Source organism: Mesorhizobium sp. LMG17149 (genome assembly GCF_024518695.1).
Taxonomy (GTDB): domain Bacteria; phylum Pseudomonadota; class Alphaproteobacteria; order Rhizobiales; family Rhizobiaceae; genus Mesorhizobium.
In genome coordinates this window covers 413932-433709 of the sequence record NZ_JANIFL010000001.1, presented here as the reverse complement: position 1 = coordinate 433709, position 19778 = coordinate 413932, and the positions used below count along the sequence as shown (strand labels likewise).

Here is a 19778-nt window from a genome sequence, read left to right as displayed (position 1 = left end):
TTTGGCGGCAGGTCGATCGAGCCTGCCTTCGGTTCATAGGTGCACGCAGGCGGTTCGGGGCGAAATCAAGAAATGCCGTCTATTCGAAAGTTTTTCTTTGCCGAGCAGCGCGCACCAGCACGCCCGGATTCATCGTGTCCCGTGGATCGAATGCATCCTTGAGCCGCGCCATGAGTTCGCTTTCCAATGGACTGCGGTTTCGGTCGGCCATGGCGATCTTTGCGCGGCCAAGTCCATGCTCGGCCGCGAAACTGCCGCCCATTTGCGTGGCGAGCGACGATAGCGCCTCGGCGAACCGCTCGGCCTTGCCGTCAAAATCGGCGCGGCCTTTCGGCGGCGACAGATTGTAGTGGATGTTGCCGTCGCCGAGATGCCCGAACGGGTTTATCCGCACGCCGGGAAGAATGTCGTCGCAGATCTCTGCGCCGGCCTCGACGAAACGGGCGATAGCGCCCGGAGGCACCGAGATGTCGTGCTTCAGCTGCTCTCCTTCCAGCCTCTGTCCTTCCGGCTGCTCTTCTCGCAGCCGCCAGAATTGTGCGCGATGCGCGCCCGTCGCCGCCAATGCTCCGTCCAGCACCAGGCCTTGCTCCATCCCCCACTCCAGCGCCGAAGCCAGTATCTCGTCGAGCGGAACGCGGGGGGCGCCCGATGCCAGTTCGACCAGCACATAGACCTCGCCGCGTGCCTCCAACTGGTAGGCTAGGTCGGGCAGGTGTTTCAGGGCCAGTCCCAGCCCGATGTCGGAGAAGAACTCGAGCCCGGTCAGGAATTCCCCCGCCTCGCCCCGCAGAAAGGTGCCAAACGAAACCGCCGCGGCGAAATCGGGCATGACGACAAGCGCGCTCGCCTGCCGCCGCGGCATCGGGTAGAGCCGCAGGATCGCGCGCGTCACGATGCCAAGCGTTCCTTCCGCGCCGCAATAGAGCTTGCGCAACTGATAGCCGGCATTGTCCTTCTGCACCGCGCGCAGCCCGTTCCATATCGCTCCGTCAGGGGTCACGACCTCCAGGCCAAGCACGAGGTCTTGCATCATGCCATACCGGAACGCCTGGCTGCCGCCGGCATTGGTGCCGACCAGGCCGCCGATCCTGGCGCTGCCTTCCGCGCCGAGATGCATCGGAAACATCAGGCCGTGCGGTTCCAGCGCCTCGTGCAGCGCGGCAAGCACGGCTCCCCCCTCGACGAGGATCGAGCCGCTGTCCAAGTCCGGTTTGCCGATCGCCGTCATGCGCGAAAGCGAAACGATCACCGCATCCGGCCGATCGGCGACGGCGCCGCCGCAAAGCCCGGTGTTGCCGCCTTGCGGCACGACCGCCAGGCCGGCCGCGTGGCATGTCTTTACGACACTGGCCACTTCGGAGGTATCCGCAGGCCTGGCCACGCCCAGAGCCGCGACGCCGTAGCGATCGAGCCAATCGCGCTGATAGGGCCTTGCATCGCTGCCCGAAAGCCAGCCTTTCGGTCCGAGCATCTCGCGCAAGGCGGTGACGGGATCAGTCACGGACATGGCTGCGGCCTGACGCGGGATCGTTGCATCGATCAGTGACCAAGCACCTGCGACAGGAACTGCCGCGTGCGCTCGTTGCGGGAGGAGGTGAAGAATTCATCGGGAGGCGCCTGTTCGACGATCTCGCCTCCATCCATGAAAATTACCCGGTCGGCAACCCGGCGCGCAAAACCCATCTCATGCGTGACGCAGATCATTGTCATGCCTTCGGAGGCGAGCGTGACTATGACGTCGAGCACTTCCGCGATCATTTCCGGGTCGAGCGCAGAGGTCGGCTCATCGAACAGCATGATCTCGGGCTGCATGCAAAGGGCACGCGCTATCGCGACCCGCTGTTGCTGGCCGCCGGACAACTGACCGGGATACTTCATCGCCTGTTCGGGAATGCGTACCTTCTCCAGATAGCGCCGGGCGGTCGCCTCGGCATCCGCGCGCGGCACCTTGCGCACGATCATGGGCGCGAGCATGCAGTTCTCCAGCACCGTCATGTGTGGAAACAGGTTGAAGTGCTGGAACACCATGCCGACTTCCCGCCTGATCCCGTCGATGTTGCCGACATCGTCGTTGAGTTCGGTGCCGAGCACGGTGATCCGGCCGCCATTGTGCTGCTCCAGACGGTTGATGCAGCGGATCATGGTGGACTTGCCGGAGCCGGACGGGCCGCAGACGACGATCCTCTCGCCGCGATCCACGGACAAGCTCACCTTTCGCAGCGCCTGGAATGTCCCGTAATATTTGTCGAGATTTTCGATCAGCACCGCGGGGCCGCTGGATCGGGGCGGGTTTCCTGAAATCACGTAAACGCCCCCTATCGTTCGCCGACCGACATACGGCGCTCGAGAAAAGCGCCATAGCGGGACAGGCTGAACACGAAGATGAAGTAGATGAAGGCGATGAAGGCATAGACCTCGACATAGGCGAAGCGCCACTCGCCGGTGCCGTAGGCGGCATTGCCGGAGGCCAGGATCTCGAAGAAGCCGACGATGATCACCAGCGAGGTTTCCTTGAACGAGATCACGAACTGGTTGATCGTCGCCGGCAGCGCATTGCGCATGGCCTGCGGTAGAAGAATGCGGCCGACGCGCTGCCAATAGCGCATGCCAAGCGCCATGGCTGCCTCTTCTTGCCCACTGGGAACGCCCTGCATCCCACCTCTGACGATCTCCGCCTGGTAGGCGGAAAAAAACAGGGCCGAGCCCAGGATCACCCGGTACAGCTTGTCGCCCACCAGCCATTGCGGCAGTGCGAACGGCAGCACGATGGCGAAGGTGAACAGGATCGAGATCAGAGGCAATGAACGCACCCCGTCGATGATGAGGCCGGTGGTACGGGAAATCCATGGCAGGCCGGAGCGGCGCAGCAGCGCCAGGCAGATCGCCAGCGGGAAGCCGATCAGGCAGGTGGTCACGAAGATGAACAGGGTCAGCGCCAGTCCGCCCCAGGCCTCCTCGCCGACATAGGGCAGACCAAGCACGCCGCCCTTCATCAGCACGTAGAAAAGCGCCGTTCCGGCTCCCCATACGAGTGCGATGCGGCGACCCGTCCAGAAGGCTGGAACGCAACTTAGCACCGTCATGACCACGACGATCAGGCAAGCCAGGGCCGACCGCCACTGCTCGTCATAGGGATAGAGGCCGAACAGGATGATGCGCCATCGCGCGGCAATGACCGACCAGCAGGCTCCCGCCGCCGCTTGGCAGGCTTCGGGTCCGCCGCTCGTCGTGAAGACAGCCGAGAAAACCGCCCAATTCAGGAGCTTCCAGGCCAGGAAGACCATGACCGCCAGGGAAGCCAGCGACAGCAATGCCTGCAGGGGCGTCGCAAAGAAGCGCCGCCTCAGATCCTCGATCTTGCCAATGGCAGGAGGGGCGACAACGACCATTTCCATCCCTCACCCCCTCAACTGGTTGCCCTTGAGGGCGATTGCTTTGTTGATGCGGTTGAAGATGGCGGCGAGGCTGAGGTTGATGACGAGGAAGCCAGCCATCAGGATGCCGATCGCTTCGATTGTCTGGCCGGAATGGTTGATCGTCAGCGCCACGATCATGAAGAAATCGGTGAAGCCCACCGCGATGCCCATTGTGGTCGCCTTCATCAGCCAGACATACTGGTTGGCGAGGATTGGCAGCATGGCGCGTAGTGCCAGCGGCAGCCGCACCAGCATGAAGACCCGCCACGGGCCGAGGCCCAGGGAAAGAGCCGCCTCGACCTGGCCCTTTCCGACAGCCTTGAACCCGCCGCGCACGATCTCGGCGATGTAGGAGCCGCCATAGATGGCGATCGCGATGGCCAGTGTCGCAAACTCCGGCGGAATGCGCAGGCCGCCTCGCAGATTGAGACCTTGCAGCGCCGGAAAATCGAGTAGCGGCGAGTCGGCCAGGCGGCCGGCCACCAGAACGATGGCCGCGCAGGCAAGTGCCGCCGCCGTGCCGGCAAGCTGAATGCCGCCACGCTGGCCGACCGGCAGGCTGAGGCGCGATGTCCTGCCCAGCCAGATCGGCAGCGCGATGGCGGCAATCACAGCCAATGTCGCCGCAGCGAGCGCGGCGCTGCTGATATTGGGGAACGGGATGTAAAGCCCCCGGCTGGTGAGGAGAAAGCCCCATCCCTCATGCGCGGCGCGCGGCGTCGGCAGATGGGTGATGACGGCATACCAGAAAAAAACCTGGAGGATCAGCGGGATGTTTCGGAAGATGTCCACATAGGTGCGGCCGAGCAGCCGGGCCAATTCGTTCGAGGATGTCCGCGCCAGGCCGACGATCGTTCCGACGATCGTCGCCAGCGTCAGGCCGACGGTTCCCAGAAACAGCGTATTGATGATCCCGATGAGGAAGTACCACCAATAAGGGTCGTTGGCCGTGGCGGGCAGCAGCGAGAAGTTCAGGTCCCAGCCCGTCGACTTGAACAGGAAGTCGAATCCGGAGGTGATCCCCTGCGCCGCCAGGTTCTGTCTGGCGATCACAATGCCGGCAAGCACCATCGCGGCGATCGAGCCGACATACAGGATCTGCAACAGTGCGTTGCGGACTTTTTGATTTCTCAGCAGGCTGACCATTCAGAAATCCTTCCCGAATTGCCGCGCGGTCCCGCCCGGCGGGAGCCGGGCGGGACCTGGAGCGGGATGCGTTCAGAACGGATCAATCAACAACCAGCGGGAACAGGACACCGCCATTGTTCCACAAATTGGTCAGTTCGCGATCCATCTTGTAGGGCGAGTCCTTGCCGAGATCGCGATCGAAGATTTCGCCGTAGTTGCCGACGTTCTTGATCACCTTGTAGGCCCAGTCGTCGGAGAGCCCGAGACCCTTGCCCATGCCTGGCGTGACGCCGAGGAATTTGGCGACCTGCGGTGAAGTCGGCTTGGCCTTTATCTCGTCGACGTTCTTCGAGGTGATGCCTTCCTGCTCGGCAAAGATCAGCGTGCTCAGCGTCCAGTTGGCGATGTCGACCCAGTTGTCGTCGCCTTGCCGCATGATCATGACTTCAGGCTCGACGGCGAGCACGTCGGGCAGGATGACATGGTCGTCGACCTTGCTCTTGGCGATGCGCGCAATGGCCAGTGTCGGACCCCACTGCGCATAAAGATCGCAGCGTCCCGAGAAATAGGCCTGCTCGAGCTCCTCGGTCTTCTCGATGAGCACCGGTTCGAGCTTGATGCCGAGCTTGGCAGTATAGGCAGCGACCTGCTGTTCCTGCGAGGTGCCGGCGGGAATGCAGATCGTGCCGCCGGCGGCATCCTTGAGCGACTTGAGGTTCAGCTCCTTGTGCGCCATCACCTTGGTGGTCCCGAGATAGTAGGACATGGAGAACTGCAGCCCAAGTTCGGTGTCGCGGCTGAGCGTGCCGCCCGAGGCCTTGACGATGATGTCGACATCGCCGGACTGCAGGGCCGGCCAGCGCTGGGCCCAGCTGATCGGAACGACTTTCAGCTTCGCAGGGTCGCCGAACACGGCCGCGGCCACCGCCTTGCAGAGGTCGATGTCCATGCCCTTCCAGTTGCCCTTGTCGTCCACCTCGGCGAAGCCGAGATAGGAGCCGTCATGGCCGGTGCAGTTCAGCATGCCGCGTGCCTTGACGGTTTCGAGCGTCTTGCCGCCGGCGGCTTCCGCCGGCGCCGCAAAATGCACGAGGCCAAGGGCCAGGGCCGAAGCCCCCCATTTCATCATTTTCATGTTCCGTCTCCACTGTTGAGGTTGTTTGGTTTCTTGTTGTTGGAGGCCCGAAAGGCGTCTTTCGGGCCTCGGTCTCGAAGCCGCTTCTAGTCGGAAAGCGGGGCCGGTTTCGGTAACGAGGAAATCGTGAGGTCGCCGCGCCAATCCTGCTGAGCCAGCCATCGGTGAAGTGCCGCGACCGCCTTCACGCGCAGATGTCCGCGCGGGACGACAAGATAGAAGCCCGGGACTTCCTCCGGCTTCATATCGGCAATGGCGTCGCGGCCGATCGGCGCGACCAGCGTGCCCGCCCGGAAATCTTCCTCGGCGTCGATAACGGAAACCAAGCCCACACCTATGCCTTGCAAGGTCGCCCGGCGCATGGTCGCGGCGTCGTCGAAGCTGATGCTGCGGTCGCCGTCCGTCAGCTCCACGCCAAGGTGGCGCAATATGTCCGGCCACAGACGCTTCGACTTGACGGTGTCGAGCAACGTGAACTGTGTCAGATCATGCGCCGACTTGATCCTTTCGCCGATCGCCGGCGTGCAGCAGATGATCTTCGGATCCGGCACCAGCAACGTGGTTTCATAGTCGGACCAGTTGCCGTAGCCCCACTGGACCGTCATATCGATATCGTCGCGCCCGAAATCGGGCAGGTCGACCATGGTCGTCAGGCGCAGGTCCGCGCCCGGCAAGATTTCCCGGAACAACGAAAGCCGCGGCAGGAGATAATGCGTGGCGAAGTATGGGCTCGCATTCAGGTTGATGCGGTCCCGATAGTTCGACTTGGTGACGCGGCGAACGCCTTCGGCAAACTCGTTGAAGCCGGCTTTGACATAGTGCGACAGAAGAATGGCCGACTCGGTCAGTTCGATCGACCGGCCCTTACGCTCGAACAGCGTTACCTGGAGCGTATCCTCCAGAAGCTTGATCTGCTGTCCGACGGCCTGCGGCGTGACCAGCAATTCATCCGCCGCCTGCCGAAAGCTCTTGTGCTGCGCGACCGCGTGGAACACGCGCAGAGCATTCAGCGAGGGGAGGCGCAGCTTGCCGGTCATCGAAAATTCCGTTCCTTTCCCTGCTTGTGTTCCGGTCGGTCATGCACTGCCTCGGTCATGCACTGCCAGAGTTCAGTCGCCCGCGGCGAAAGAGGCTTAGGCGTATATGTAACCACCTGAAACAATTACGTTTTCACCGGTCATGTAAGTGTTCTTGGGGCTGCCCGTCATCAGCACCCATTCGGCAATCTCCTTTGGCTCGGCACCGCGGCCGAGCGGGCTCGCCTTGGCCAGTTCCTCCAGGAAGCCGAGCGCTTTCGCCTTCTCCGTCGCCATGCCCGCCGGCGCCACCGAATTCACCAGAATGCCGTCCTTCGCCACGTGATGGGCAAAGGATCGGGTAAGGCTGACGACGGCGGCCTTGGTCGCCGCATAGTGAGCGTTCTGCGGATGCGCCTTGAAGGCGTCGACCGAGGTCAGGTTCACGATCCGCCCGCGGACGTGGCTCTTCGGCTCCTGCGATTGCATGTGGCGAACCGCCGCCACCATCATGTGGTAGGTGCCCTTGATGTTGATGCCGTTGGAGGCATCCCAGTCGGCGTCGGTGATTTCGAGGAGCGGGCGGCGAGGGTATATCGCGGCACAATTGATCAGCGTGTCGACGCGCCCGAGTTTCGAAACGATCGCCTCGAATGCGGCGTGGCACTGTGGGCCTACCTGGATGTCGCAAAGAGCGGTTGCGGTAGGCAGTCCCCTGGCCTTCGCGGTCGCCAGCGCGGACTCGGCGGCTTCCTGGTTGATGTCGATGATGCCGATCTTTGCCGCTCCGGCCTCGACAGCCATCTCGGCTAAGAGGGCACCGAGGCCGGCACCACCGCCAACGATCAGAACGGAAAGATCTTTCATCCCAGTTTTCCTTACTTGGTACCGCTTGGCGAGGTTGGCCAAGTCGGCATGATGTCGAAACGGGTAACGTCGGCCCATGCGGGGAGCCCAAGCACAGCGACGACCATCCTGGCCACGTCATCCGGTTGCACCACTTTGCTGGCGTACATGGCTGCGCGCGCGTTGGCGTCGAGGATGTCCTGGTAGAGCTGCGTCTCGACACGGCCGGCAACGATCTCGGTGACGCGTACGCCCGATGGGGAGAGGTCGGCGCGCAGCGCTGCTGCAAAGCCTGATATCGCCGCCTTGGTCGCTGAATAGACGGCAATGTTGGAGTATGCCGCGTGGCCCGCCGTGGAGCCGGTGAACAATACATGCCCGGACTGCCGCTCGCGCATTTGCGGGACGACGAGGCGCGTGAGCAGGATTGCCGCGCTGAGGTTCACCTCGAGCGTGGTGTCGATGTCAGCGATCTTCATATCGGCGAAGTTGCCGAGCGGCGGCATGACCCCGGCATTGTTGATCAGCACGTCGATGGTGAGATCCGCCAGGGCCGCTTCCAGGGCCTCGCGGTCGGTGACGTCGACGGCAATCGGCACGATGCCGGGCCGCTGTGCCTGCAGCTCCTTGAGCGCGGCCTGGCTGCGCCCGACCGCATAGACGTCGTAGCCGGCGTCGCTCAGCGCGATCGCGATGGCCCGCCCTATGCCGCTCGTCGCACCGGTGATGAAGGCTGTCGTCACGTGGGCTTTCCTGATTGTCTGTTTTCAGTTTGCGGCCCGGGCCGATGCCGCGAAACCAAGAAAACCAGCAAAAAGGAAAGATAAACTTTCGAAAATTTCGGATGCCCCCAAAATCCCTTGGGGTGTTCGGATAACCGCAGCAGCCGAAAACCCAGGGAAACGCTGGCAAGCTGGCGCCTTCAGCCCTTGGGAAACCCGCGCAGCCGGTGACGGAACAAAAAACACGGCTTTCGCAATGGATGTCTAATTTTCGGCCCAGGCGCGCCGATGCGATCGAATTCGCGAGGCCTCATCCGCCCGTCGAGACAGGCCTTTTCATGTCGGTGAAAAGTGAGGCCGCCGCCGCCTTCTGCTCGGCTTCGATTGCCTCCACGCCAGAGGCTCGGGCCAGGGCGCGCACCCGCCCGAGACTGTTGTGCAGGTGCTTGCGCATGGCCTGGCGGGCGGCGCGGCCATCCTGCCTTTCGATGGCGTCGACGATTGTCTTATGTTCGCTGTGTATGCGCGCGTAGTAGCTGTCCTTGAGTTCGGGCGTGACCACATAGCCGAGCTGGAAGCGCGGCACGATCATCGGCCCGAGATAGCTTAGGAAACCGTGCATGAATTCATTTCGTGCCGCCTTGGCGATCGCCAGGTGGAAATCATAGTCGTAGTGGATCTGGACGACGGCGGGATCGGCCTGCTGGGCGTCGACCTGTTCCATCAAGGTGCGGATCGCGCTGGCTTCCGCATCGGTGCGCCGTTCCGCGCATAATCCTGCCGACTCCACCTCGACGCTCAACCTCAGCTCGAGCAGCGCAATGGTTTCCGGCAAGGTCCTGAGCGCTTCGTCCGGTATCGAGAAGTTGCGCGGCGCCGGCGTCTCGCTGACGAACATGCCGCGCCCCTGCTGCGGCACCACCAGGCCTTCGGAACGCAGTCGCGCCACAGCTTCCCGCACCACGGTGCGGCTGACATCGTACTCGGCGCAAAGCTCCGCCTCAGTCGGCAATTGCGCGCCGGGCAGCAGCTGTCCGGAACGGATCTTCTCGGACAGGCTCTCCGCCACGACGGTGGAAAGCGGCTTGCGCTTCGTCATCAGTCTCCCTCTCGCCAGATTCGGGATGATGCCCGAACCGGCAGGACCATTCAAACCGCCGCGGTGACGATCAGCTCGACCAGCATTCCGGGCTTCGCCATCCGTCCTTCGCCCGATGAGCGCGCCGGTGCGTGCTCCCCGGGCATCCAGGCGTCCCACACCGCATTGACCTCGTCGAAATCCCTGATGTCGTCCAGCCACATCTGCACATGAAGGATGCGGGTCTTGTCCGTGCCCGCCTTGCCAAGCAGCGCATCGATCTTGCCGAGCACCTCGCGCATCTGGTCGGCCGCGGACTGGCCGGGCCTCGCGACCTGGCCGGTGAGGTAGAGCGTGCCGTTATGGATGACGCCATGGTGGATGCGGGTATCGAAGTCGAAGCGCTGGATGTCGCTCACTGGCGAGATATTGATCACTGGATTATCCTTGTCAGATAGCCGGCGTTTGCCGGATGGGATTTCCCTGCAGATATTGTGCGTAAGGCGCCTGAACCAGCCAGCCGGCGTCGACCGGCAAGGTGACGCCGGTAATCGAAGCAGCGCGCTCCGAGCAGAGGAACAATGCCGCCTCGGCGACATCGCGCGGCTCGACGAAGCGTCGCAGTGCCGTGGTGGCCTGTATGGCTTCGGGATTGCGTTCACCCCTGGCGATCTTGGTCTTCAAACCATCGGAAAGTGTATAGCCGGGCGCGACCGCATTGACGCGAACGCCATGCGGGCCGAGTTCGGCGGCGAGGATCTGGGTCAGGGCCAGGACTGCATGCTTTCCCGGCGTGTAGGCCGGCAGCGACAGCGGCGCGAAAGAGGCGAGCGAGCCGACATTCAGGATCGCGCCTCGCCGGGCGGCCGACATCAGCCGGCCAAACACCTGGCACCCCAACAGCGTGCCGCGATAATTCACCCGCCACATCTTCTCGTCCTCGTCCAAATCCTGATCAAGGACGTACTTGCCGCTCTGCAAGATGCCGGCGCAGTTGACGACGACGTGAGGCGTGCCGAACGCGTCGCTGACAATCCGTGCCAGAGCCTCGACTGAGCCGCTATCTGCGACATCTGTCTGGACAAACAGCGCACGCGGCGCGCCCGCCGCCTGGCAGGAGCCGGCCGCCTCATTGCCCCTCGTCGCATCCCGGCCGGAGACGACCACATGATAACCGTCTTCTGCGAAGCGCTGCGCGATAGCGCGTCCGATGCCGGAGGTGCCGCCGATGACGACGGCAGTCGGTGTCTCAGCCATGGCCGCGGTCCTTGCCTTCGATGTCGAAGAATTCGGACATCGCCCGGACCTGGAAATCCATCATCGGGCGCCCCGGTTGAACGCGGCAGCCGACCCCCTTGGCCGCCCGCAGCAGAGCGGTTTCCGCAGGCTCCATGATGATGTCCACGACCGTCATATCCGGGGTCAGCCGGCTGACGTCAAGCGGCAGCGGATCGCCGGCATGCATGCCGACAGGCGTGGCGTTGATCGCCATATGCATGCCGGAAGGCTCGGCCTCTCCGACCTGGATGCGGCATTTCGGGAACGCGCGGCCAACCAGCGCCGCCAGTTTCTCGGCACGCGCCGTATCGATGTCGGTAAGGCGGATTTCGTCGGCGCCGGCTTCCGCGAGACAATAGGCGAGCGAGGCACCGGCGCCACCGGCACCGACTTGAAGAATGCGGCGGCCGGCGATCTGATGTCCGTTCGCCTTGAGCGCATCGATGAAGCCGACGCCGTCGAAATTGTCGGCATACCAGCTGCCGTCCGGCAGCCGTCGCACCGAGTTGGCGCTTTCCACCCGCGCGGCGCGGTCATGCGCGGCGGAGCATTTGTGGTAGACCGCAACCTTGTACGGCACCGAGATGATCACGCCCCTGATATTCTCGGCTGCCGTGATGCCGGCCCAGAAGGTCTCGAAATCCTCCGGGCGGCAGCTCAAGGGCACCATGAGGCTGTCGAGGCCCTTCTGCTCGAAGATCTCGTTGAATATGCCGGGACTCTTGGCATGGGCCACGGGATGGGCCAGCATCACGAAGATCTCGGCCTTGCCGGTTCCGCGCATCGGTTTTTACTCCTTTTCTTTTGACAGTTCGTGGCCGCTGAGGATCTCCAGCGCCCGGACGAGAGACGAGTGATCGGCCTCGGCGCCACCTGGATGGGCCGAACAGGCATTCATCAGTTGCTGCGCCATGGCGGTGTTCGGCAGCGCCACGCCAAGGGCGCGGGCACTGTCAAGCGCCAGGTTGAGATCCTTCTGGTGGAGCTTGATGCGAAAGCCTGGGGCGAAGGTCCGGTCGATCATGCGCTGGCCATGCACTTCCAGGACGCGGGAAGCGGCGAAGCCACCCATCAGGGCGCCGCGCACCTTCGCCGGGTCGCACCCGGCCTTGCTGGCGAAGACAAGCGCTTCGGCCACGGCCTCGATGTTGAGCGCGACGATGATCTGGTTGGCGATCTTGCAGGTCTGCCCGGCGCCATTCTGCTCGCCGATCAAAGTGACGTTCTTGCCGAGTGTCTCAAAGATCGGCAGCGCCCGCTCGAACTCGGCGGCCGGGCCGCCGACCATGATGGTGAGGCTTGCCGCCTTGGCGCCGACCTCGCCGCCCGAGACCGGGGCGTCGAGATAGCCGGCTCCCTTCTCTCGCAGTTTCGCCGCGAACGCCGCCGTGGCGATGGGGCTGATCGAGCTCATGTCGATGACCAGCTTGCCGGCTGACAGTCCTTCCAGGACGCCGTCCTCGCCCAACAGGACGCGTTCGACGTCAGGCGTGTCGGGCAGCATGGTGACGACCATCTCGGATCGCCGTGCCACTTCGGCGGCGGACGCGACGACCGATGCGGTCAGGCCCTGCGGCAGAGGGGAGCGATTGAGAACGGTGACGATCTCATGCCCGGCATCGGCCAGGTGACGCGCCATCGGTGCTCCCATGACGCCAAGCCCGATGAACCCGATCCTCATTCTCCAGCTCCCATTCGAAAGTCCGTACATCGCATCTTGCAGCGTTTTGTAGCCATATGATATAGGACATCATACAAATTTCAACCAGATGATTGGAGACGATCGCAAGATGCAAGAACGCCTCAACACGCTGAAAGCCGCCACAGCGGCTGGCCAGGCTCACATCGGCATCTGGTGCTCGCTGGCTTCGGCGCTCACCACGGAGATCATCGCCGGCTCCGGAGCCGATTGGGTGCTGATCGACGGCGAGCACAGCCCCAACCATCTGCGCAGCATCATGGCGCAGCTTCAGGTGATGGGCGGCTTCGACAGCGAGGCTGTCGTCAGGCTGCCCTCCGACGATCCCAATCTGATCAAGCAGGCGCTGGATATCGGCGCACGCAGCCTGATGATCCCCAATGTACGAACCGCCGATCAGGCCCGCGCCATCGTCGCGGCCATGACCTATGCGCCCGGCGGATTTCGCGGCTTCTCGGTCGGTCACCGCGCCAACGCCTTCGGCCGCATCGCCGGCTACCACGCCAAAGCGCGTGAGCAGCAGCTTCTCGCCGTGCAGATCGAGGATCAATTGGGCGTGGCGAATGCCGCCGAGATCGCGGCGGTCGACGGCGTCGACGTTCTCTTCGTCGGTCCCGGCGATCTTTCCACCAATATGGGCGCGATGGGCAATCCCGGCGCGGCACATGTCCAGGAGGCAATCTCGTCCGTGCGCCAGGCCGCAACGGCGGCAGGCAAGGCAAGCGGCATCCTGGCGCCGGCGAAGGCCGATGCCGACCGCTACCTTGCCGAAGGCTTCACCATGGTTGCCGTCGGTTCGGACCTTGGCCTTCTTGCGCGGGGCTCGGATGCCCTGATCGCTTTGTTCAACCAGTAGCTTGGAGTCGGAGCCATGGCGATCCCGCCTTACAAAGCGCCATCGCGCAACGCCTACGACATCGTCATCGTCGGCGGAGCGGTTGTCGGCTCGTCCACGGCCTACTGGCTGAGCCAGGCGCTGGGCGGCGGTGCCTCGATCCTCGTGGTCGAGCGCGATAGCAGTTACGAGTTTTCATCGACGGCGCTGTCCACCAGCGCGATCCGGCAGCAATATTCCAATCCGATCAATGTGAAGATCAGCCAGTTCGGCATCGAGGTCATCCGCACCTTCCAGGAGCGCATGGCACCCTTCTACAGGGACGAGCCGGCGCCCGACCTCGGCTTCAAGGAGCATGGATATCTTTACTGCTGTTCACCCGACGGCGTCGAAGCGGCCCGCGAGCGCGTCGATCTGCAGCGCAGTTTTGGGGCCCACACAGTGTTCCTCGAAGCGGGCCCGCTGAAGGATCGCTTCCCCTGGCTCAATGTGGAGGATCTCGGCGGCGGTTCCTGGGGGGCTCGGGAAGAGGGCTGGTTCGATTCCGTGGGGCTGATGAACGGTTTCCGCCGAGCCGCCCGCGCCAGCGGCGTCGAGTATATCGACAATGCAGCGACAGGGCTGGATATTGCCGATGGACGGGTCATCTCGGTGCGCCTCGCGACCGGACAGACGGTTCGTTGCGGAACATTGGTCAACGCCGCGGGCCCGCGCGCGCAGCAGGTGGCAGCCATGGCCGGCCTGTCGATCCCGGTCGCGCCCTACAAGCGCTACAGCTTCGTCTTCGCCAGCGCCAACCCGATCCCCGGCCGGATGCCCAATGTCATCGACCTTTCCGGAACATTCGTGCGTCCCGAAGGCGAGCTTTTTCTCACCGGCAACACGCCGCAGGGCGACGGACCGGCCGGCTACGACGACTTTGAAATGCACCATGAAGAGTTCGACGACTACATCTGGCCGGCACTCTGGCACCGCATTCCGTCTTTCGACGCACTCAAGGTCCAGACCAGTTGGACCGGCCACTACGAGTACAACATGCTCGACCACAACGGCATCGTCGGCTTCCACCCGCAGGTGACCAATTTCATGTTTGCCAACGGCTTCTCGGGGCACGGGCTGCAACAGTCGCCAGCCGTGGGCCGGGGAGTTTCAGAACTTATCGTTCACGGGGCTTTCCAGACGCTCGATCTGTCGCCATTCTGTTACGAGCGCATAGAGCGCAACGAGCCGTTCCTCGAGCAAGCGGTGATCTAGGGCGAGACGATCGACCACCCCGTTTTGATTTGGCGATGCAATTCACTACGGGACGTCGGTCGTGTTCGAGATTGCACCAAGCACAAGCGCCCCGGTTGTCCTCCTGGCCTCGAGATCGCGATGAGCGTCGGCAGCCTGCGCCAGATCATATTGCCTGGGCGCGCCGATCTTGATCACACCTAGGTGCAAACTGGCGGAGAGAGCGGGATTCGAACCCGCGTTACGGTCTCCCGTAAACACACTTTCCAGGCGTGCGCCTTCAACCACTCGGCCACCTCTCCGTCCATGCATGTCACGTCGGCCGGTTTTGCCGCGCGGGTTGGGGAGATGCACCTCCCTTGGGGCAAGGCGGAACTTCCGCCATCGGCGCCGCCAACCAGCGAACGCCCTTCCCCGCACCTGAGCCGTCGAAGCAACAGGCGCGGGGCTCATCTAGTCGATCCGGCGCCGAATGCCAAGCCATATCAGCCGTCTATTCGCTTTGCCGGCCACACAGTGTTCGCAGGGCGGCCGGCATGCCCGTTTTTACGGGCGCCGCCGCTGCAATGGTGTGCACAGGCACGACCGCCGGGCCGGCCGCCCTTGACTTCCCCCGGAGTTGCCTGTCGGGTGCCGAGGCTTTGCGGGGCATCGTGCGGACATGACATCGAGCAATGGACAGACGCCAGTCAGGCGGCCGGACAGCGGGCTTTCCTTCGTGCCGGTGGGCTGGCTCGTCTTCGTCATGGCGTGGTCGGTCTACGGCCTGATCTCCGTCTGGCCCGCGGTCGGCGCCACCGGCCTGCCAGACAGCGTGTTTTACCTTGTCTATGGCGGGCTCGCCGTCGACATCGTCACCATCCTGTGGGGGCTTTACCTGCTCGGCCTCGCCTTCGGCCGCTCGGCCCGCTTCCCGCGTCAGTTCACCATCTGGCAGGTCGCCACAATCGTCTGGCTGGTGGCCTGGCAGGCCTGTGCACTGACGATTTCGGATTTCGTCTTTTCGGGCCAGGCACTTGCCATCACCGCTGCTCAAATCGCCATCGGGTTCCTCTGCATCTATCTGCTGCGCCGTGGATCCGAAGCCGATGCCGTTTATGTCAATCCGGAAACCGAAAGCCCGCCTGTCTTCGTCTCGGTCGTCGCCGCGCTGCTCGGCATCGTCCTGGGCGCGGTCATCGGCGCCGTGGGCGGATTCGCCATCGGCTCGGTGATCGCTGATGCCACCGAGATGAGCTGTTTCGAGGGCGCCTGCGGCTATTTCGCCGTGTTCACCGGCCTGGCCGGCCTGGTGATCGGCGCCATTGGCGGCGGCGTTTTTGCCGTCTGGCGTGTCCATCGGCGCAAAAGGAAGCCGGCCGCATAATTCGCGCAGGGCAACGAATCCGGGTCACCCGGTCTTTGAAGACTTGGCCGGCACGTCGGTTTGCGAGGCACCAAACGCAAAAACCCGCCTGTGCGGCGGGTCGTCGGCGCAAATCAGCACCCTGCCGAAATTGTTAGCATAGCTGCCCTCACATGTCAATGAAAAGCTACCCAACCGACTGTCGTCCGGCCTTCTGTTGACCTGAGTTTGGGGTCTGCAAATTCGCGTATGGCGATTGCGATCCAGCCATGCGCATTCTATCTCTGAAAGGCCCCTCGGGAGGGGACCAGCCCGGAGGAGGGTTCTGATGTTTCGCTTCGTCTTTCGTCTTGCCGCAATGATCGCGCTGTCGATTTCCGTCATCATGGCGGTGCTCGACGCGACACGCACCGTGGCGGCCTCCGTGCTGGTGCTGACCCCGCTCAACACCAGTTGGCTGGCGGTCTCGCCCGACACGAGGGCCGCCTTCGAAACCTTCATCCGAACCAAGGCCAGCCCGCTGCTGTGGGACGGCGCCGTCGCCTGGGTGCTGAACCAGCCGGGCTTCGCCGTGTTCGCGGTGCTGGCTTTCCTGCTCTATGCGATAGGCTACAGGCGGCCACCGCGTGCTGGGCAGTTCGCCGCCACCTAGAGCATCGGACCCAAAAGCGGTTGCCGGTTTTGGGAATCCGATGCTCAAACAAAGCCGCCGTCATGCGGCTTCTTGCGTTTCACCCGGAGAGGAGCCGCGCATGTTCTTTCTCAGCGACATGCTGAACAAGAAGCTCAATCTGCCGAAGCCCTCCGAGGCCCTGCCGGGCCGCGCCAAGGCGATCCCGACCGCATCCAGACACAAGGTCTTGAAAAGACCGCTCAAAGGTCCTTATCCCGAGAGGCTGGAGACGGCGATGTTCGGACTGGGCTGCTTCTGGGGAGCGGAGCGGCTGTTCTGGCAGATCGAAGGCGTTTGGGTCACCGCGGCCGGCTATTCCGGCGGCTTCACCCCCAATCCGACCTATCAGGAGACCTGCACAGGGCTTACCGGCCACGCCGAAGTGGTGCTGGTGGTCCACGACCCCGAGATCGTCTCCTATGCTGGGCTTCTGAAGCTGTTCTGGGAAAGCCACGACCCCACGCAGGGCATGCGCCAGGGCAATGATGTCGGCACCGCCTATCGCTCCGCGATCTACACGAGCGACGAGGCGCAATTGCGGGCGGCGAACGCCTCGCGCGATGCGTATGAGACCTCGCTGCGCGGTGCCGGCCACGGCAGGATCACCACCGAGATCGCGCCGGCGGCCGAATTCTACTTCGCAGAAGCCGATCACCAGCAATATCTGGCGAAGAACCCTTACGGCACGTGCAACCTCAAAGGCACCGGCGTCGCTTGCGCCATCCCTGCCGCCGCCTCCGCCTGACACTTGGCGCAAGGACAAGCTGCGGTGCGGCTTGCCCGCATCAAGCTTTTCCAAAAGGTCAAAATTCCGCGTGAATTTTGTTTCGGGCCATGCCAGATTGCCGCCGAGCGGGAGGGAGTACACTCCTGGCTGACGTCGTATGCCTGCCGGAGAACCGGGCCGGCATGCGGTGCATAACGGAAAAAATAACCGACAGGGTGTGGATCACATGAAACGTATCGTTCTCGGCCTCCTGGCCGCAACCGCAATGGTTCTTCCGGCTTTCGCCGCGGATGTCCAGCCGGCCATCCTCTATGATCTCGGCGGCAAGTTCGACAAATCTTTCAACGAGGCTGCCTACAACGGCGCCGAGAAATTCAAGACGGAAACCGGCACGGCCTACGTCGAATTCGAGGTCTCCAATGCCTCGCAGCGTGAGCAGGCGCTGCGCCGCTTCGCCGAGGACGGCCGCAACCCGATCGTCATGGCCGGCTTTGCCTGGACGGACGCGCTGACCAAGGTCGCCGCCGAATACCCCGACCTGAACTTCGCCATCATCGACGACCAGGTCGATCTGCCGAACGTGCGGTCGCTGAAGTTCAAGGAACAGGAGGGCTCCTACCTCGTCGGCATCCTGGCGGCGATGGCCTCTAAGTCCAAGAAGGTCTCCTTCGTTGGCGGCATGGATATCCCGCTGATCCGCAAGTTCGAATGCGGCTATGTCGGCGGCGCCAAGTCGGCGGGTGCGACTGATGTCATCCAGAACATGACCGGCGACACGCCGGCTGCCTGGAACGATCCGGCCAAGGGCGGCGAGATCGCCAAGACGCAGATCGACCAGGGCTCCGACGTGATCTACGCCGCGGCAGGCGGCACCGGCGTCGGCGTGCTACAGGCGGCGGCAGATGCCGGCAAGCTCGGCATCGGCGTCGATTCCAACCAGAACGGCCTGCAGCCGGGCAAGGTGCTGACCTCGATGCTGAAGCGCGTCGACGTCGCCGTCTACACCGCCTTCATGGACGGCAAGAACGGCACCTTCAAGGGCGGAGTCGAGAATCTGGGCCTCAAGGAAGGCGGTGTCGACTACGCCATGGACGACAACAACAAGGCGCTGGTGACGGACGAGATGAAGGCGGCCGTCGAAAAGGCCAAGGCCGACATCATTGCCGGCAAGACCGAAGTGCACGACTATACGGCTGACAACGCTTGCCCCTATTGAGCGGCACGAACACACAGGCATGATCTGCAAACCGCCGGGCGCCAGCCCGGCGGTTTTGTCTTTACCGGATCGAGCGAAACGTTCGCTCCGTGCCGGCCACCGTTTCGGGATACAGATGCAGCCGAAGATCGCACCCAGGGGCGAGCACGACGTAGCAGCGGTAGCCCAGCTGCGCCTGGCCACGTTTTTCGAGGGAACCGGAAGGACGCTCGGGGAAGATGCGGCAGGGCTTCGTGGCTTGATCGCCGGTGACGGCTTCGAGGCGGCATTCGTTGCCCGGATCGGCGACACCCCGGTCGGGACATGCCTGCTGGTCCGCCACGAGCTGGAGCCCGTACATGATCTGACGCCATGGCTGGCCGGGTTGGTCGTCGATGCAAGGTATCGACGCCGAGGCATCGCCACCGCGCTGGTCAAGGCAACGGAAGCCCATGCGGCGTCACGGGGCGTCGAGATGCTCCATCTCTACACATGGGATGCGCGTGATTTCTACGCGGCTCTCGGCTGGAATACCGTTGAGATAAGCGGCTCGGACGGCGAGAAGATGGCGCTGATGTCGCGCCGCCCTCGCCTATAGCAGCTTCGCGACGAGACAGCCCAGCGCGAACGCCACCATCAGCCCGGCGGCAACGACAACTCCGCGCCGGCCGCCAAGCGCGTGCACGCCAATGCCGTATGGTGGCCGGGACAGGCTTCGGATCACCGTGCGCGGTTTGACCTCATTGCCGCCGAGCTCGACGCTGCGCATCTGAGGTAACTCGGCTAGGCGTTGGGTAACCAGTTCCCAATGCCTGCCAGGCAGCAGGCCGCGTTTTCCGTAACGGTCGAAGAAATACATCTGCTCGGCAAGTCGCGCGACCGCGTCGCGGAAGGCGGGATCGACCTCCAGGTCACGTTCGGCCCGTTCGCGGTCTTTGTCGTTCATAAGACCGAGCACATATTCGCCGGCCCGCGCGATGCGATCGCTTTCACTGACCAAGGCGTGCACCTTCCCTTTTTCCTCACCAGTGCGGTGGCTTGGTTACCGGCACTTCATCTCCTGTCTGCTCCTCCAGCGCCAGGAAGCGATCCGTCAGCGCGTCGAGCTTGCGCTGCATGCGCTCGATCACTTTCCACTGCTCGGCGATCTGGCCGGACAGTTCCTCGATGGTCTTCTCCTGCTCGGCGGCGCGTATTTCCAGCGTCGTCAGCCGGTCGGCGGGCATGATCATGTGAATTCCCCAATCTTCGCCGCGATGTCGTTGACCGCGATGTCTTGCGCCGTGATGCGAATTTCGGCTCCGTCATACTAGCGAATGTGAAGGCCCCGGCCACGTTGCAAATTGACAAGCGCACCGGGATTTGTCGAGAGTGAACCTGCTCCGCAATTGGCACGGGCGGAGCGTCATGCTAGGCGTTTTGACCAAGCGATAAAAAAATAAGAGTGGG

23 protein-coding genes and 1 tRNA gene are annotated in these 19778 nt (G+C 63.3%); 8 read left to right on the top strand and 16 right to left on the bottom strand.

Features of this window, described 5'->3' with window-relative positions:
• Positions 1-79 precede the first annotated feature (79 nt).
• The 8 genes from NP945_RS02075 to NP945_RS02040 form a co-directional block, all read right to left on the bottom strand.
• On the bottom strand, positions 80-1510 hold the full coding sequence (locus NP945_RS02075; RefSeq protein WP_256745441.1) for an FAD-binding oxidoreductase: 1431 nt from the start codon (positions 1508-1510) through the stop codon (positions 80-82).
• A gap of 32 nt (positions 1511-1542) precedes the next feature.
• Positions 1543-2307 (bottom strand): amino acid ABC transporter ATP-binding protein, encoded by a 765-nt coding sequence (locus NP945_RS02070; protein ID WP_372337952.1) that lies wholly within the window; start codon positions 2305-2307, stop codon positions 1543-1545.
• Positions 2308-2318: 11 nt separating this feature from the next.
• Positions 2319-3398 carry an amino acid ABC transporter permease gene (locus NP945_RS02065; RefSeq protein ID WP_127267663.1) on the bottom strand — a complete coding sequence of 360 codons (1080 nt, stop codon included), beginning with the start codon at positions 3396-3398 and terminating at the stop codon, positions 2319-2321.
• A gap of 3 nt (positions 3399-3401) precedes the next feature.
• Positions 3402-4565: an ABC transporter permease subunit gene (locus NP945_RS02060; RefSeq protein ID WP_127267662.1), complete on the bottom strand. Its 1164-nt coding sequence runs from the start codon at positions 4563-4565 to the stop codon at positions 3402-3404.
• An 82-nt stretch (positions 4566-4647) separates the two neighbouring features.
• Positions 4648-5682: an amino acid ABC transporter substrate-binding protein gene (locus NP945_RS02055; protein WP_127267661.1), complete on the bottom strand. Its 1035-nt coding sequence runs from the start codon at positions 5680-5682 to the stop codon at positions 4648-4650.
• Positions 5683-5768: 86 nt separating this feature from the next.
• On the bottom strand, positions 5769-6719 hold the full coding sequence (locus NP945_RS02050) for a LysR substrate-binding domain-containing protein (protein ID WP_023810154.1): 951 nt from the start codon (positions 6717-6719) through the stop codon (positions 5769-5771).
• A 96-nt stretch (positions 6720-6815) separates the two neighbouring features.
• On the bottom strand, positions 6816-7565 hold the full coding sequence (locus tag NP945_RS02045; RefSeq protein ID WP_127321702.1) for an SDR family NAD(P)-dependent oxidoreductase: 750 nt from the start codon (positions 7563-7565) through the stop codon (positions 6816-6818).
• Positions 7566-7576: 11 nt separating this feature from the next.
• Positions 7577-8287, bottom strand: a complete 711-nt coding sequence (locus NP945_RS02040) for an SDR family oxidoreductase (RefSeq protein WP_127321703.1) — start codon at positions 8285-8287, stop codon at positions 7577-7579.
• Here NP945_RS02040 and NP945_RS02035 point away from each other — a divergent pair.
• Complete coding sequence (locus NP945_RS02035) at positions 8271-8534, top strand: hypothetical protein (RefSeq protein ID WP_128308765.1); 264 nt, start codon at positions 8271-8273, stop codon at positions 8532-8534. The genes NP945_RS02040 and NP945_RS02035 overlap by 17 nt on opposite strands.
• Before the next feature lie 42 nt (positions 8535-8576).
• On the opposite strand, the gene NP945_RS02030 is transcribed toward NP945_RS02035, so the two are convergent.
• From NP945_RS02030 to NP945_RS02010, 5 genes are read right to left on the bottom strand one after another with little or no spacing between them, the layout of a single operon-like run.
• On the bottom strand, positions 8577-9365 hold the full coding sequence (locus NP945_RS02030) for a FadR/GntR family transcriptional regulator (protein WP_256745440.1): 789 nt from the start codon (positions 9363-9365) through the stop codon (positions 8577-8579).
• Positions 9366-9415: 50 nt separating this feature from the next.
• Positions 9416-9763 (bottom strand): RidA family protein, encoded by a 348-nt coding sequence (locus NP945_RS02025; RefSeq protein ID WP_023810158.1) that lies wholly within the window; start codon positions 9761-9763, stop codon positions 9416-9418.
• Between the two features lie 31 nt (positions 9764-9794).
• Positions 9795-10601, bottom strand: coding sequence for an SDR family NAD(P)-dependent oxidoreductase (locus NP945_RS02020; RefSeq protein ID WP_256745439.1), 807 nt, complete (start codon positions 10599-10601; stop codon positions 9795-9797).
• On the bottom strand, positions 10594-11406 hold the full coding sequence (locus NP945_RS02015) for a shikimate dehydrogenase (protein WP_256745438.1): 813 nt from the start codon (positions 11404-11406) through the stop codon (positions 10594-10596). The genes NP945_RS02020 and NP945_RS02015 overlap by 8 nt, the downstream gene beginning before the upstream one ends.
• Before the next feature lie 6 nt (positions 11407-11412).
• On the bottom strand, positions 11413-12303 hold the full coding sequence (locus NP945_RS02010; protein ID WP_256745437.1) for a 2-hydroxy-3-oxopropionate reductase: 891 nt from the start codon (positions 12301-12303) through the stop codon (positions 11413-11415).
• A gap of 109 nt (positions 12304-12412) precedes the next feature.
• On the opposite strand from NP945_RS02010, the gene NP945_RS02005 reads away from it, so the two are divergent.
• Positions 12413-13177 carry an HpcH/HpaI aldolase/citrate lyase family protein gene (locus tag NP945_RS02005; protein WP_256745436.1) on the top strand — a complete coding sequence of 255 codons (765 nt, stop codon included), beginning with the start codon at positions 12413-12415 and terminating at the stop codon, positions 13175-13177.
• Positions 13178-13192: 15 nt separating this feature from the next.
• Complete coding sequence (locus NP945_RS02000) at positions 13193-14410, top strand: FAD-binding oxidoreductase (protein WP_256745435.1); 1218 nt, start codon at positions 13193-13195, stop codon at positions 14408-14410.
• Between the two features lie 191 nt (positions 14411-14601).
• Here the strand turns inward: NP945_RS02000 and NP945_RS01995 are convergent.
• Positions 14602-14691: transfer RNA gene (locus NP945_RS01995), tRNA-Ser, on the bottom strand.
• Between the two features lie 359 nt (positions 14692-15050).
• On the opposite strand from NP945_RS01995, the gene NP945_RS01990 reads away from it, so the two are divergent.
• The 5 genes from NP945_RS01990 (at position 15051) to NP945_RS01970 (ending at position 18927) form a co-directional block, all read left to right on the top strand.
• Positions 15051-15755, top strand: coding sequence for a hypothetical protein (locus tag NP945_RS01990; RefSeq protein WP_256745434.1), 705 nt, complete (start codon positions 15051-15053; stop codon positions 15753-15755).
• 307 nt (positions 15756-16062) lie between these two features.
• Positions 16063-16386 (top strand): hypothetical protein, encoded by a 324-nt coding sequence (locus NP945_RS01985; RefSeq protein ID WP_127266916.1) that lies wholly within the window; start codon positions 16063-16065, stop codon positions 16384-16386.
• A 100-nt stretch (positions 16387-16486) separates the two neighbouring features.
• Positions 16487-17152, top strand: coding sequence for a peptide-methionine (S)-S-oxide reductase MsrA (gene msrA / locus NP945_RS01980; RefSeq protein ID WP_256745433.1), 666 nt, complete (start codon positions 16487-16489; stop codon positions 17150-17152).
• 208 nt (positions 17153-17360) lie between these two features.
• Positions 17361-18350, top strand: coding sequence for a BMP family protein (locus NP945_RS01975; RefSeq protein ID WP_127266918.1), 990 nt, complete (start codon positions 17361-17363; stop codon positions 18348-18350).
• Between the two features lie 115 nt (positions 18351-18465).
• On the top strand, positions 18466-18927 hold the full coding sequence (locus tag NP945_RS01970; protein WP_256745432.1) for a GNAT family N-acetyltransferase: 462 nt from the start codon (positions 18466-18468) through the stop codon (positions 18925-18927).
• On the opposite strand, the gene NP945_RS01965 is transcribed toward NP945_RS01970, so the two are convergent.
• Both NP945_RS01965 and NP945_RS01960 read right to left on the bottom strand, forming a co-directional pair.
• Positions 18922-19329: a hypothetical protein gene (locus NP945_RS01965; RefSeq protein ID WP_127322635.1), complete on the bottom strand. Its 408-nt coding sequence runs from the start codon at positions 19327-19329 to the stop codon at positions 18922-18924. The genes NP945_RS01970 and NP945_RS01965 overlap by 6 nt on opposite strands.
• A gap of 22 nt (positions 19330-19351) precedes the next feature.
• Complete coding sequence (locus NP945_RS01960; protein ID WP_189367407.1) at positions 19352-19558, bottom strand: SlyX family protein; 207 nt, start codon at positions 19556-19558, stop codon at positions 19352-19354.
• Between the last annotated feature and the right edge of the window lie 220 nt (positions 19559-19778).

Coding starts and splice junctions, on each gene's coding strand:
- msrA (WP_256745433.1), top strand. CDS start 16,487: ATGTTCTTTCTCAGCGACATGCTGAACAAGAAGCTCAATCTGCCGAAG.
- NP945_RS01990 (WP_256745434.1), top strand. CDS start 15,051: ATGACATCGAGCAATGGACAGACGCCAGTCAGGCGGCCGGACAGCGGG.
- NP945_RS02000 (WP_256745435.1), top strand. CDS start 13,193: ATGGCGATCCCGCCTTACAAAGCGCCATCGCGCAACGCCTACGACATC.
- NP945_RS02030 (WP_256745440.1), bottom strand. CDS start 9,365: ATGACGAAGCGCAAGCCGCTTTCCACCGTCGTGGCGGAGAGCCTGTCC.
- NP945_RS02075 (WP_256745441.1), bottom strand. CDS start 1,510: ATGTCCGTGACTGATCCCGTCACCGCCTTGCGCGAGATGCTCGGACCG.
- NP945_RS01985 (WP_127266916.1), top strand. CDS start 16,063: ATGTTTCGCTTCGTCTTTCGTCTTGCCGCAATGATCGCGCTGTCGATT.
- NP945_RS02045 (WP_127321702.1), bottom strand. CDS start 7,565: ATGAAAGATCTTTCCGTTCTGATCGTTGGCGGTGGTGCCGGCCTCGGT.
- NP945_RS02015 (WP_256745438.1), bottom strand. CDS start 11,406: ATGCGCGGAACCGGCAAGGCCGAGATCTTCGTGATGCTGGCCCATCCC.
- NP945_RS02005 (WP_256745436.1), top strand. CDS start 12,413: ATGCAAGAACGCCTCAACACGCTGAAAGCCGCCACAGCGGCTGGCCAG.
- NP945_RS02060 (WP_127267662.1), bottom strand. CDS start 4,565: ATGGTCAGCCTGCTGAGAAATCAAAAAGTCCGCAACGCACTGTTGCAG.
- NP945_RS02020 (WP_256745439.1), bottom strand. CDS start 10,601: ATGGCTGAGACACCGACTGCCGTCGTCATCGGCGGCACCTCCGGCATC.
- NP945_RS01970 (WP_256745432.1), top strand. CDS start 18,466: ATGCAGCCGAAGATCGCACCCAGGGGCGAGCACGACGTAGCAGCGGTA.
- NP945_RS02055 (WP_127267661.1), bottom strand. CDS start 5,682: ATGAAAATGATGAAATGGGGGGCTTCGGCCCTGGCCCTTGGCCTCGTG.
- NP945_RS02065 (WP_127267663.1), bottom strand. CDS start 3,398: ATGGAAATGGTCGTTGTCGCCCCTCCTGCCATTGGCAAGATCGAGGAT.
- NP945_RS02050 (WP_023810154.1), bottom strand. CDS start 6,719: ATGACCGGCAAGCTGCGCCTCCCCTCGCTGAATGCTCTGCGCGTGTTC.
- NP945_RS01975 (WP_127266918.1), top strand. CDS start 17,361: ATGAAACGTATCGTTCTCGGCCTCCTGGCCGCAACCGCAATGGTTCTT.
- NP945_RS02035 (WP_128308765.1), top strand. CDS start 8,271: ATGAAGGCTGTCGTCACGTGGGCTTTCCTGATTGTCTGTTTTCAGTTT.
- NP945_RS02010 (WP_256745437.1), bottom strand. CDS start 12,303: ATGAGGATCGGGTTCATCGGGCTTGGCGTCATGGGAGCACCGATGGCG.